10 protein-coding genes are annotated in these 13099 nt (G+C 70.0%); 4 read left to right on the forward strand and 6 right to left on the reverse strand.

All coding sequences use genetic code 11. The features are described 5' to 3' along the window. The first annotated feature begins 54 nt into the window (after positions 1-54). The 3 genes from ACFXMF_RS09215 (at position 55) to ACFXMF_RS09225 (ending at position 4345) form a co-directional block, all read left to right on the forward strand. Positions 55-948, forward strand: a complete 894-nt coding sequence (locus ACFXMF_RS09215; protein ID WP_379990173.1) for an NADP-dependent oxidoreductase — start codon at positions 55-57, stop codon at positions 946-948. Positions 949-2201: 1253 nt separating this feature from the next. Next, on the forward strand, positions 2202-2630 hold the full coding sequence (locus tag ACFXMF_RS09220) for a DUF485 domain-containing protein (protein ID WP_360322833.1): 429 nt from the start codon (positions 2202-2204) through the stop codon (positions 2628-2630). 53 nt (positions 2631-2683) lie between these two features. Then, positions 2684-4345, forward strand: coding sequence for a cation acetate symporter (locus ACFXMF_RS09225; RefSeq protein ID WP_360322843.1), 1662 nt, complete (start codon positions 2684-2686; stop codon positions 4343-4345). Positions 4346-4432: 87 nt separating this feature from the next. On the opposite strand, the gene ACFXMF_RS09230 is transcribed toward ACFXMF_RS09225, so the two are convergent. The 4 genes from ACFXMF_RS09230 to ACFXMF_RS09245 form a co-directional block, all read right to left on the reverse strand. Next, positions 4433-4987: a flavin reductase family protein gene (locus tag ACFXMF_RS09230; protein WP_360322835.1), complete on the reverse strand. Its 555-nt coding sequence runs from the start codon at positions 4985-4987 to the stop codon at positions 4433-4435. Between the two features lie 194 nt (positions 4988-5181). Continuing rightward, positions 5182-6042 carry an enoyl-CoA hydratase-related protein gene (locus tag ACFXMF_RS09235; protein WP_360322837.1) on the reverse strand — a complete coding sequence of 287 codons (861 nt, stop codon included), beginning with the start codon at positions 6040-6042 and terminating at the stop codon, positions 5182-5184. A 160-nt stretch (positions 6043-6202) separates the two neighbouring features. Then, positions 6203-8398, reverse strand: a complete 2196-nt coding sequence (locus ACFXMF_RS09240; protein ID WP_360316513.1) for an acetate--CoA ligase family protein — start codon at positions 8396-8398, stop codon at positions 6203-6205. A 210-nt stretch (positions 8399-8608) separates the two neighbouring features. Continuing rightward, a complete protein-coding gene (locus ACFXMF_RS09245; protein WP_379992574.1) occupies positions 8609-10126 on the reverse strand; it encodes a class I adenylate-forming enzyme family protein in 1518 nt (505 codons plus the stop codon). Positions 10127-10341: 215 nt separating this feature from the next. On the opposite strand from ACFXMF_RS09245, the gene ACFXMF_RS09250 reads away from it, so the two are divergent. Further along, complete coding sequence (locus tag ACFXMF_RS09250) at positions 10342-11496, forward strand: acyl-CoA dehydrogenase family protein (RefSeq protein ID WP_379992573.1); 1155 nt, start codon at positions 10342-10344, stop codon at positions 11494-11496. Between the two features lie 70 nt (positions 11497-11566). Here the strand turns inward: ACFXMF_RS09250 and ACFXMF_RS09255 are convergent, their stop codons facing one another. Both ACFXMF_RS09255 and ACFXMF_RS09260 read right to left on the reverse strand, forming a co-directional pair. Further along, entirely contained in the window at positions 11567-12217 is a 651-nt protein-coding gene (locus tag ACFXMF_RS09255; RefSeq protein WP_360316497.1) for a TetR/AcrR family transcriptional regulator, read from the reverse strand. A gap of 4 nt (positions 12218-12221) precedes the next feature. Next, positions 12222-13025: an SDR family oxidoreductase gene (locus ACFXMF_RS09260; protein WP_379992275.1), complete on the reverse strand. Its 804-nt coding sequence runs from the start codon at positions 13023-13025 to the stop codon at positions 12222-12224. Between the last annotated feature and the right edge of the window lie 74 nt (positions 13026-13099).

Raw genomic sequence — 13099 nt, forward strand, 5'->3', positions numbered from 1 at the left:
ATATGAAGCCGTAGCAGTTTCGAAAAGCTAACCGTTAGTGTTACGGTCGGCCGCATGAAGAAAGTGAGCTTCGCCGAGTTCGGCGGTCCTGATGTCCTGCAACTGATAGACGCCGAGGAGCCGCACGCGGGCCCCGGCCGGGTGCGCATCGCCGTGCGGGCGGCGGGAGTGAATCCCGTCGACTGGCGGGTCCGGGAAGGTCAGGTGCTGGGCGCCCATCCGACCGAGTTGCCCTCCGGGGTCGGGCTGGACGCCGCCGGGGTGGTGGACGAGGTCGGCGCGGGCGTCGAAGGGGTCGAGGTCGGGGACCGCGTGTTCGGCGAAGGGGCGAGCACCTACGCCGAGTTCGCCGTGTTGTCGGCCTGGGCCCGGATGCCGGAGGGGCTGACGTTCGAAGAGGCGGCCGGGTACCCGTCGGTGGTGGAGACCGCGTTGCGCATCATCCGCGAGGTCGGTGTGGAACCGGGGGAGACGCTGTTGGTCAGCGGTGCGTCCGGGGGAGTCGGCTCGGCGGTGTTGCAGATCGCCCGCGACCGAGGCATCACGGTGATCGGCACGGGCGGGGCGGCGAACCAGGATTATCTGCGTGGCCTGGGCGCCCTCGCCACGACGTACGGCGAGGGCTGGGTCGAGCGGGTCCGTCGGCTCGGCCGGGTCGACGCGGCGCTCGATCTGGCCGGCACGGGCGTGATCCGCGAACTGGTCGAGCTGACCGGGGATCCGCAGAAGGTGATCTCCATCGCCGACCTCGACGCGCCCGAGGCCGGCGTGCGCTTCTCCGGCGTGGCCGGGAGCGTGCCGGACGCGCTTGCCGAGGCGGTCGAGCTCATCGCGCGGGGAAGGCTGCACATCCCGGTCGAGAAGTCGTACCCGCTCGCCGATGCCGCAGTGGCACACATCGACAGCCAGGCCGGTCACACGCGCGGACGCCGGGTCATCCTCATCTGAGCCGTCGCCCGGGCGCCCGAACGGCTCCGGGCCGAAGGGGCCTGCGAGGGGCCGGAGTTGAACCTGCACCCGGCGCGGCCGGTGAGCACGTTCGACGCACACCGAACCGGTGCCCTCGGCGGCGAGGCGCGAACTGGCGGATGTCGTCCCGGAGGACCTGCTCCGGGCGTATCACGCGAAGGGGCGGAACATCGCCGGGACCCACGGCCCCGGAGTCGGTGGGTGCCGGCGCCGGACTGCAACGGGCCGAGGTGCGCGCCCTGTTGCACGGCGCCGAGTACGCGAGCGAAGTACGAGCGAAGTACGAGCGGCCGAGGCACGCTTCGCCGCATCGGCCATCACGAGCGCTCCGCCCCCGGTGATCGACGGCGGCCCCGACCCCGGGCGGCCGACCCCCGGAACACCTCCGAGCCCTGTTCGAGGCCGCACCCACTCCGTCGCGCCCGGCGGCCATGCGGCAAGCAGAGCCCGGAGCTTCGGCGTTGGGGATGGGCGGTCTTATTCGGGGGTTTCGGGGGTTTTCATATCACAGGTCCGCTGTGTGGGTGAGCATGGTGGTATGGCAGGCACCGGGCCGCCGGACTGGTGGCCGACAATCATCGTCATCGCCGTTGTGCTGGGACTGATCGAGCGCTTTCGGAAACTCGGACCCAACGAGTGCCGAACGTGTCGGGGGCGGGGTGGGTTCAACGAGCCGGGGTCCCAGATCATGGGGCGTCCGTCGACCTGGCATAAATGCCGGGATTGCGGCGGTACGGGGAAGATCCGCCGCTAGGGCATGGTTTTCGCGCCGGGTCGGAGAGGTGGTCACATAGCGGTTTCATTCGGACGTTTCGCCGGCGGTCGGGTGCGAGGTCGAGCAGGGTTGCCCGATTCGCCAAGTCCCCTCGGAGAGACTGGGGTTGCCGATGTCTGGGGCCGGGCGGGAGCTTCGGGATGGGGATGATCGATGTGGTTCGGGTGTGACTCGAATCGATCGACGTGGGCTTCGGTGGGCGAATTCGACGGTGGTTCGGTCGGCCGTGGAAATTACGATAACAATTTCGATCAATCTTGCAGGCGGCAGGAATTCGTGGTTTATCCGCGTAACCAGTGCCTCTCCCATTCGGTTGATCGGATAGGTTCCGCGCGTCCTGGCGGCACCTCTAAACTCGCTCCGCTGCGGCCCCAGGTCCCACGGACCGCGGTCAGGTACCCGATCGGCGCCTCGGGCCACGCGCGGGGTGTCCGCTGGAGAGGAGCCCTACCGCCCCATGCCGACTCCGCACGACGAACCGCCCGCTGCTCGTCCCCCCGAGCCCAAGCCCGAGCCCGAGTCGGGTCCCGAGCCGGAGGGCGCGGAGGCTTCCGTCCCGGCCCCGCGCGCCCCGTACGTCGACGACCGCACCGGATATCTGGAAATGGAGCAGGACCCGAGATTCGGGGCGCTCAAGAAGCGCCAGCGGTCCTTCATCTTCCCGGTCACCGCCGCATTCCTCACGTGGTTCCTGCTCTACGTGGTGATGTCCGCCTACGCGCGCGACTTCATGGCCAAGGAACTGATGAACCACATCAACGTCGCACTCGTGTTCGGGCTTCTCCAGTTCGTCTCGACGTTCGTGATCGCCTGGGCGTATTCACGATTCGCGCGTACCCGACTCGACCCCGTGGCCACCGAACTGCGAGAGGAACTCGAAGCGTGAATCCTTCTCTCGAACTCGCCGCGGAGTCCAGCAACCGAGGCTGGACCTTCGCGATGTTCGCCGTGCTGGTCGTGGTGACCCTCGGCATCACCTTCTGGGCCGGTCGCAAGAACCGCACGGCGTCCGACTTCTACGCCGGTGGCCGATCGTTCTCCGCCCTCCAGAACGGCATGGCGATCGGCGGCGACTACATGTCGGCCGCGTCCTTCCTCGGCATCGCGGGCATCCTGGCGCTGTCCGGCTACGACGGATTCCTGTACTCCATCGGCTTCCTGGTCGCCTGGCTGGTGGCCCTGCTGCTGGTCGCCGAACCGATGCGCAACTCCGGCCGCTACACGATGGCCGACGTACTGGCGAACCGGATGCGCGAGCGCCCGGTCCGGATGGCCGCGAGCGTGTCCACGATCGTGGTGTCGATCTTCTACCTGCTGGCCCAGATGGTCGGCGCGGCCTCGGTCGTCTCGCTGCTGCTCGACGTCAAGAGCGACACCGCGCAGATCTCGGTCATCGCCGCGGTCGGCGCGCTGATGATCGTCTACGTCACCGTGGGCGGGATGAAGGGCACCTCCTGGGTGCAGATCGTCAAGGCCGGGCTGTTGATGGTCGGCGCGTTCGTGATGTGCGTGTGGGTGTTGGCCAAGTTCCACTTCAACATCGCCGACCTGCTCGGCACCGCGGCGAGCAAGTCCGGTTCGGGCGAGTCGTTCCTCCAGCCGGGGCTCAAGTACGGGGCCACGGACGGCTGGTCGAAGATCGACCTGATCTCGCTCGGGCTCGCGCTGGTGCTGGGTACGGCGGGCCTCCCGCACATCCTGGTGCGCTTCTACACCGTGCCCAACGCCCGCGTCGCGCGCAGGTCGGTGACCTGGGCGATCGGCATCATCGGTGTGTTCTACCTGATGACGCTGGTCCTGGGCTTCGGCGCGGCGGCGCTGATCGGCAGCAAGGAGATCAAGAAGGCCGACCCGACCGGCAATACCGCCGCGACCCGGCTCGCCGAGCATCTGGGCGGCGGCGCGGGCACCACCGGCGGCGCGCTGATGCTCGCCTTCATCGCCGCCGTGGCCTTCGCCACGATCCTGGCGGTGGTGGCCGGCCTCACCCTGGCCTCGTCCTCGTCGTTCGCGCACGACCTGTACGCGAACGTCTTCCGCAAGGGCCGCACCACCGACGCCGAGGAGGTCAAGGTCGCGCGGATCGCGGCGCTGGTGATCGGCACGGCGGCGATCGTCCTGTCGGTGTTCGCCCGCGAGTTGAACGTGGCGTTCCTGGTCGCGCTGGCGTTCGCCATCGCCGCCTCGGCCAACCTGCCGGCCATCGTGTTCTCGCTGTTCTGGAAGAACTTCAACACGCGCGGCGCGGTGTTCGGCATCTACGGCGGCCTGGTCACCTCGGTCCTGGTGGTCGCGCTGTCGCCGATCTGCTGGGGCGGGGCCAGCGAGACCAAGCCGGCGATCAAGCAGCTCACCGCCAAGCAGGCGGACGACTGCGGGGTCTCCAAGGACCGCAAGGACGTGGGCAACGCGACGGCGCTGTTCAGTTGTACGACCGCGGCGCCCATCCCGCTGGAGAACCCGGGGATCATCTCGATCCCGGTCGGCTTCGCGTGCGCCGCGATCGGCGCGGTGTCCGCGCGGCGGCGCCGCACCGACGACGACGACCGCAAGTTCGCCGAGCTGGAGGTCAGGGCGCTGACCGGAGCCGGCGCGCACTGAGCGAGCGGTTACCGAGCCGGCCCGCGGCGAGCGGGCGCGGCAGGCACCGATCCGGACCCGCGGCCTCGGCCCGGGTCCGGGTCGGTGTCACGCGTTGGCGCTGGGGTGGCCGAACCGGCCCTTGTAGAACAGCAGCGGGGCGCACTCCACCCGCGGCGCGTCCAGGGCCTGGACGCGGCCGATCACGATCTCGTGGTCGCCGCCGTCGATCACGCTCTCCAACGTGCAGTCGATCCAGGCGAGTACGTTGTCCAGCTTCGGCGAACCGGTCGGCGTCGCGCTGTGCGAGACGCCGGCGAACTTGTCCGCGCCGCTGACCGCGAAGCCGCGGCACAGCGTCTCCTGGTCCTCGGCGAGCACGTTCACGCAGAACCGGCCGCCCGGCCGGATCCGCGGCCACGTGGTGGACGTCTTCGCCACGAAGAAGGTCACCAGCGGCGGGTCCAGCGACAGCGACGCGAACGACTGGCAGGCGAAGCCCACCGGAGTGTCGCCGTCGAGCGCGGTGATCACCGTGACGCCGCTGGCGAAGTGACCGAGGACGTGCCGGAACGTGGCTGCCTCGACGATGCCTTCACCCTCGGGCAGGGCGATGGCCGCGGGGTCCGCAGGCTTCGTGCTCGCTGCGTCGATCTGGCCCATGGTGGACTTCCTCGCAGGTGTCTTGGGGCGTCGGGTCTGTGACGCTACGTCACCCGTTTTCCTTGCGTCAATCAAACGAGAGGGGGTCCTTCGTCACATCTGACTACTCGTCAGTTGTCTTGTGGCGCAAGGCACAACGCTCGAACGGGGGCCGAACGGCGAGCCGCGGGGACCCGCCGTCCGGCCACCTGCGGCTACCAGCCGTAGTACTCCGGCTTGCGGCGCTCCATCAGCGAGGCGACCCCCTCGTTCGCGTCCCGCGAGGTCATGTTCAGCTCGACGGTCTGCGCCTCCTCGTCGAAGGCGGTCACCCGGTCGCTCTCCAGCGAACGGTTGACCAGGCGCTTGGTGAACGCGTAGGCCCGGGTCGGCCCGTCGGCCAGCCGCTCGGCCCACTCCCTGGTCACCGCCTCCAGTTCGTCCGCGGCGACCACCTTGTTCACCACGCCGATCCGCAGGGCCTCGGCGGCGGGCAGGTCGTCGCCGAAGAACATCAGCTCCTTGGCCTTCTGCGGGCCGACCAGGCGCGGCAGCAGGTACGCGCTGCCGCCGTCCGGCACCAGGCCGCGTCGGGTGAAGATCTGGATGAAGCGGGCGGTGTCGGCGGCGATCACCAGGTCGCACGCGAGCGCGAGGCTCATCCCGTAGCCGGCGGTGGTGCCGTTGATCGCCGCGATCACCGGCTTCTCGCAGTCCAGGACGGCGTTGGTCAGGCGCTGTACGCCGGTCTTCATCATCCGGGTCGCGTAGCCGGTCGGGCGGGCCGGGGGCTTGGGCGCGGCGTCGTCGTCCGGGGTCTCGGCGGCTGCGGCCAGGAGCGACTTGGTGCCGGGGGAACTGCGCAGGTCCATGCCGGTACAGAAATGCTTCCGGCCCGCGGCGGTGAGGACGACGGCGCGGACCGACTCGGTTGCGGACGCCTCGCCGAGAAGGTCGATCAGCAACTCGCGTTGGGCCCAGGTGAGGGAGTTGCTGGCGGCGGGGCGGTTGAGGGTGATCCAGAGCACACCCCCGCTCACGCGGTGCAGCAGCTCCTGGTCGGTGTCGGTGGTCATGTGTGCGATGGCTCCTTGCCGGGGTTGGTTGGCCTCAAGCGCCGGACGGGGTGGTTTTCGTCCGGCGTTGAGCGTTGTTCGAGTCGGGGTGGCCTCAAACGCCGGCTGGGCCCGGTTTCGGTCCGGCCGGCGTTTGAGGCCACCCCACGGGCCCTCGGCCCTACCGGGCCACGGCGAGCGCGTCCAAGGCCACCGTGCCGCCGCCGCGGGGCATCACCATCAGCGGGTTGATGTCCAACTCGGCGAGTTCGTCGCCCAGTTCGAGCGCCATGCGCTGTACCCGCATGACCACGTCGACGAGCGCGTCCAGGTCGGCGGGGGGCTGGCCGCGCATGCCCTGGAGGCACTTGAGGCCGCGGAGTTCGCCGAGCATGCGCTTGACCTCGTAGGCGCCGAACGGCGGCACCCCGATCGCGATGTCGTCGAAGACCTCGACGAAGATCCCGCCCAGACCGACCGAGACGGTCGGCCCGAACAGGTCGTCGTGCGAGATGCCGACCACCATCTCGACGCCGCGATCGACCTGCTGGCACACCAGGACGCCTTCGAGCCGACCCGCGCCCGCCTCCTTGGCCGCGTCGGTGATCTCGCGGTACGCGTCCCGCACCTGGCTCGCCGAGCGCAGGCCCAGCTTGACCAGACCCAGGTCGCTCTTGTGCGGCAGTTGCGGGCCGCACGCCTTCATCACCACGGGGTAGCCGATCAGCCCGGCCGCCCGCACCGCGGCGGCGGCCGAGGTGACCAGTTGCTCGCGCGGCACCCGGATCCCGTACGTGCGCAACAACTGCTTCGCCGAGTGCTCGGACAGCGGCTTGCCCGAGGACAGCAGCCGCTTGGCCTTGGCCGCGGCCGGCGACGCGAGCCGCGGGACGTCCTCGAACGGCGACGAGTACTGGGTGCGGAAGCGGTGGTAGTCGAAGTACGCCCGCAGCGCCCGCACACAGTTGCCGAACGTGCGGAAGACCACCACCTTGTTCGACTTGAGCAGGATCTCGCGATAGGCGCTCTCGTCGCCCACCGGCGAGCCCCAGACCACGCAGACCACCTTGTCGGTCGCCTCCGCCGCGTCCACCAGGTCCTGCGCGAGCCGGTCGCTCATCGGCGGGAACGCGCCGGTGATCGGACACACCAGCACCCCGATCGCGGGATCGGCCAGGATCGCGTCGATGATCTTGCGGCCCCGCTCGTCCCCGGCCGGGTGGCCGCCGTTGTCCACGGGGTTGGACACGGTCAGGTAGGGCGGTATCCAGGTGTGCAGCTTCTCCTGGGTGGACCGGTCGAGCGGCGGCACCGTCAGGCCCTCGGCGGCGGCGAGGTCGGCCATGTGCGCGCCGGTGCCGCCGGAGATCGAGTAGACGCAGACCCCCTGCGCGAGCGGGGTCCCGGTGCGCGCGAACAACTGGGACGTGTCGATCAGTTCGTCGAGGCCGTCGACCCGGGTGACCCCGTACTGGCGGAACACCGCCGACGCGGTGCGGTCGCCGCCGGTCAGCTTGCCGGTGTGCGACTGGGCCATCCGGGCCCCGGTCTCGGTCCGTCCCACCTTGACCACGACCACCGGTACGCCCTGCCGGGCCGCGTGGTCGGCCGCCAGCGCGAAGGTCCGGCCGTCCTTGAACCCCTCGACGTAGGCGGCGATCACGCCGACCTCCTCCTGATCGGAGAAGTGTCGGACGAAGTCCGCGATTTCCAGGTCCGCCTCGTTGCCGACCGGGGCCCAATGGGACACCCGGATGCCGATCTCCTGGGCGGCGAAGACCGGACGGCCCTGGTGCCCGCTCTGGGTGATCAGCGCGATCGCGGGGCCTTCGAGGTCGGTGCGGAACTCCTCGAACGCGTTGAGGTTGGTGTTCGGCCCGAGCAGGCGCAACGAGCCGCCCGAGGTGAGCTGGGCGAGCCGGGCCTGGGCCTCGGCTCCGGCGGCCCCCGCCTCGGCGAAGCCGGCCGCGAACACGACCGCGAAACCGACGCCGGCGCCCGCGAGTTGCTCCAGTACCTCGGCCGGGTCGCCGACCAGGACAACGGCCAGGTCGACCGGCTCGGGGACCGCCGAGATGTCCGCGTGGCACGGTCGGCCGGCGATTCGCTCGTGTTTGGGGTTGACCGGGAACAACCGCGCGCCCACTCGATCGGCCCACGCGATCAGTTGCGCGGTGATCCGTGCGCCGGGTCGGCCCTCGGTGTCCGAGGCGCCGATCACGGCCACCGTGCGAGGTCGGAAGAAGCGGTCCAGGTCGGCGGGGCGGAGCGCGAGTGGTCGGCCGGTCACGTCGAGTTCGGCCGACGGATCCGCGTTCACGGTGACGCTGGTTCGAGTGTGCCCCGGGAAGTGGTGTCCTCTGCTGTCGTGAAGCATCATCGCGCCCGTCCCTTTTTCGATCTTTCGTCGCCGCCAGATCCGATCGACACTGGAATCGAGCTGACGGTTAGTCAGTTAGCTTGCTGATGGGACGTCAGGGCTGTCCACTGTCTCACCGGCCCGGTCCCGACGCATCTGTCCGATCACCTGGACATTTGCTGACTTGGTCAAACATGTTGCTGATATCTGCTGGTCATCGCGCGGTTACTAAATGTCCCCGAAGGACTTCTCACGTTCGGTCAAGGATCTGCGGTCCACTTTGTCCATCCCGGTGAGCGGTAGCTCAGGCACGATCCGGATCGCCTCGGGAAGTTTGTGCGCGGACAACCGCGAGGCCGCGAACTCACGCAATGCGGCCAGTGATGGCTCGGATGCGGCACGTGACACCACGACCGCGACGCCGATCTCGCCCATCACCCGACTGGGTCGGGGGACGACCGCGACCGAGGCCACGTCGGGATGGTCGAGCAACACCGCCTCCACCTCCTGCGGATACACGTTGTATCCGCCGCGGATGTACATCTCCGTCATCCGCCCGGTGATCCGCAGGCAGCCGGCCTCGTCGATCCGGCCGAGGTCGCCGGTGTGCAGCCGACCGTCGCCGTCGAGGGCGGCGGCGTCGGCTTCGGGGTCGCGCCAGTAGCCCGCCATCACGGCGGGCGAGCGCAGGCAGATCTGCCCCTCCGCGCCGACCGGCAGGACGGTGCCGGTCCGCGGGTCGCGGATCTCCAGTTCGGTGCCCGGCCGGGGGCGGCCGACCGTGTGCAGCGCCTCCGAGTCGGGGGCGTCGAACGCGGTGAGCGTACCCAGCCCCCCGGACTCGGTGGACGAGTAGCGAATCGAGTAGCCCGCCCCGAAACGGGTCCGGGCCTCGTGCACGAGGGGGGCGGGGGACGGCCCGCCGCCGACGATGAGACCGCGTACGTGGGTGAGGTCGTAGCGGTCGAACTCCGGTCGGCCGAGCAGGAGGGAGACCTGCGCGGCCACGCCGCCGAGGTAGGGGATCTGCTCGCGGGCGACCAGGCGCAGTGCGTCCTGGGCCCGCCAGCGGCCGAGCAGGTGCAGGGTCGCGCCCATCTTGAGGTAGCCGGCCAGTTTGGTCATGAAGCCGACGTGCGGCAGGCCGGTGGCGACCAGTTGCGGGCCGCCCTCGCCCCAGCGGTCGCCGGTGTCCATCGCGGTGATGGCGGCGATCTGCCGGGACGTGAACAGGGCGCCCTTCGGGGTGCCGGTGGTGCCCGAGGTGAACACGACCGTCTCGGGCAGGTCCGGGTCCTGATCCCCGGTCACCGGTGGTGCGGGCGGAATCTCCTCGCGGCGGAGTTCGGCCCACACGTCCTGCGCGCCGGCGGCCGGCACACAGCGCAGGAGTTCGGGTCCGGCCGGGACGCCCTCGGCCAGTTCCTCGGTGGCCAGCACCAGATCCGGTGCGGCCCGGTCCAGGATCGCGGCGCGCTCGGTGGGGGTGTAGCGCGGTCCCACGCCGGTGGTGATCGCGCCGAGCCGGGCCAGGGCGGTGTAGGCGACCACGTACTCGAGCCCGGACGGGAGCACGAGGGCGACCAGGTCGCCGGGCCGGACACCGCGCCGGGCCAGCCCGGCGGCGACCTGGTCGGTCAGCGCGTCCAGCCCGCCGTAGGTGAACCCGCTTCCGCCGTGCACGAGGGCCCGCCGCTCGGGAAAGCGTCGGGCGGCCTCACGAAGCACCTGGGCGAGCACGGTCACAACGGGTCCCTTCGGCCTGCGCGCGAAGTATCGGCGTGGGGGTGGTGTATGCCACACAACACGACACGCCCGGGGTAAGGCGACGTTTCGGAGGTGTGACGAAAGCAATGTTCCAAGGGTATGACGGTGTGTCAGATACTGGTGCTCGCGGGCTGCCGGATCGTCAATGGGGCCGACCGGAACTCGGGCCGGGCAACCGTCCCGACCCGCACGACATGAGTGCCAAGGAGTTGCGGTACGTGGACGTCGAGTTCAGCGATGAGCAGCAGGAGATCCGCAGAGCACTCCGGGACGTGTTCGACAAGCACAGCGACTCGCCCGCCGTCCGGGCCGTGATGGCCACCGAGACGGGCTACGACGCCAAGGTGTGGCGGCGCGTGTGCGAACAGACCGGGCTGGCCGGTCTCGCGATTCCGGAGGAGTACGGCGGGGTCGGTTTCGGCTTCACCGAGTTGGTCGTGGCCCTGGAGGAGATGGGCCGCTCGCTTTTCCCCTCACCGTTCCTGGCGTCGTCGGTGCTGACGGCGTATGCGCTCGTGCACGCGGGCGACGAGGGCGCGCGGGCCGAGTACCTGCCGGGCATCGCGGCGGGTGAGAGGCTCGGCGCGCTCGCGCTGGCCGAGCCGGGTCGCCGGGACGTGCGCGCGGTCGAGGCGACCGCGCGGGCCGACGGCGACGGGTGGCGCGTGGACGGCGTCAAGACGCACGTGATCGACGGCTTGATCGCGGATCTGATCGTGGTGGTGGCACGGGTCAATGGCGACCTCGCGCTGCTCGCCGTGGACAAGGACGCCGCCGGGCTGACCCGGACGGCGCTGCCGACGTTGGACCAGACCCGCAAGCAGGCCCGGCTGACCTTCGCGAACACCCCCGCCAGGCTGCTGGGTACGCCCGGCGCGGACGCGGCCGTGGAGCGGGTCCTGGCGCTCGCCGAGATCGCGGTGGCCGCGGAGGCGGTCGGCGGTGCGGCGCGCTGTCTGGAGTCGACCGTGGAGTACACCAAGGGGCGGGTGCAGTTCGGTCGGCCGATCGGTTCGTTCCAGGCGATCAAGCACCGCTGCGCGGACCTGTACGTCGAGGTCGAGACGGCGCGCTCCGCGCTGTACTACGCGGCCTGGGCGGCCACCGAGGCGGAGGCGGCCGGACTCGCGGCGCCCGGCGAACTGGCGGTGATGGCACCGCTGGCGATGACGACGGCGACCGCCGCGTACCGGCATGTCGCCGAGGAGATGATCCAACTGCACGGCGGGGTCGGCTTCACCTGGGAGTACGACTGCCACCTCTACCTGAAGCGGGCCATCACGTCCGCGCACCTGCTCGGTGATCGGGGCGCACAGCGCGAGCGGATCGCGGAGTTGGCGGGCATCTAGGGATCCAGTCGTGTCCTCGAACGCCGGACGGGCCGGTATCGGCCCGTCCGGCGTCTGCGCACACGCGTTGCTACCGGGTCGGGGGCTTCTTCCCCGTGACGCCCATGAACACCAGCGTGGACAGCGCCGGGCGGACGTCCTTCATCTTGATGTTCCAGGATTCGAAGCCCTTCTGGTGCCCGGCCACCGCCGCCAGCATCGCGACGAGGGTGCCCGCCATGGCGTTGGGCTGCACGTCGTCGCCGACCTTGCCCTTGGCCTGCATGTTCTCGATGGCCTCGGTGAGCGAACCGGTGACCGCCGTCAGAATCTTCTGGCGCACCTTGTAGAAGCGCTTGTCGCCCTCGGCCGAGGCCAGGTCGACGACGCGCAGGATCGGCTCGTAGTCCCGCCAGAACTCGAGGAATCCGTCGGCCAGGGCCTCGGCGGCGGCGAAGCCGCCCTTGCCGGACCAGTTCTGGTCCTCGGCGAGAGTCTTCAGCCGCTGGCCGTCCTTGGCCATGTCGTTCGCGATCTCCAGGATCGCACTCTCGACGTCCTGAAAGTACTGGTAGAAGGTGGCGGGAGAGGTGCCTGCCATACGGGCGACGTCGATGACCTTGACGTCCCGGTACGGAGACGTGTCGAGCATCTCGCGGAGGCAGTCGAGCAGCTTTTGCCGCGTCGCCTGTCCGCGTCGCCCGGCGACGCGGCCGTCGACGGTGCGAACTTGTCCTGTCATGCCGTCAGTTTACGGGCGCATGATCGGTCTCGCTGTCCGCCGCACGGAGGAAAGCGGGCATTTCCCCGCCACCGTGCATGAGCAGTTCCGCTCCGCTGACGTACCGTGACATCGGCGACGCGAGGAACAGGCATACGTCCGCGACGTCGGAGGGGTCGGCCATCCGACCGAGCGGAATCGTGTCCGCCACCCGCTGCACGCCGGCCTCGTCCCCGTAGTGCAGGTGCGCCTGTTCGGTCCGGACCAGGCCCACGATCACGGAGTTGAGTCGGATTTTGGGCGCCCACTCGACGGCCAGCGAGCGGGTCAGCGAGTTCATCCCGGCCTTGGCCGCGCCGTAGGCCGCGGTGCCCGGCGAGGGGCGCACACCGCTCACGCTGGAGATGTTCACGATCACCCCGCCGGTTTCTTGACGGTGCATCAAGCGGTGGGCGGCCTGCGCGAAATACAGCGGACCGAGCAGATTCAGCTCGATGATCGCCTTGGAGAACCGCGGCGACGCGGTGGCCGCGTCGGTCTGCGGCGCGCCGCCCGCGTTGTTCACCAGCACGTCCAGCCGACCGAAGCGTTCCTCGACGAACTCCACGGCGGCGAAAGCCGTGTCGGGGTCGCGCACGTCCGCGGGGGTGTACACGGCGGTGCGTCCGCCGGCGGCGGGCAGCGTCTCGGGCTCGCGGCGCGAACACACCACCACGTCGGCGCCGGCGGTCAGGAAGCGCTCGCTGATGCCCCGTCCGATCCCCTTGCCGCCACCGGTGACGAGAACGACGCGTCCACTCATGTCGAGCGGGTTGGGGGAGGACGTCATGGCCTGCTCCTGACGGGCTGCGGTGTCGTGGGCGCCACGCTCGCTTCGTCTGGCGTGGGTCGCTCGGGGTCAAC

The organism is Embleya sp. NPDC059213, from assembly GCF_042754445.1.
Lineage (GTDB): Bacteria > Actinomycetota > Actinomycetes > Streptomycetales > Streptomycetaceae > Embleya.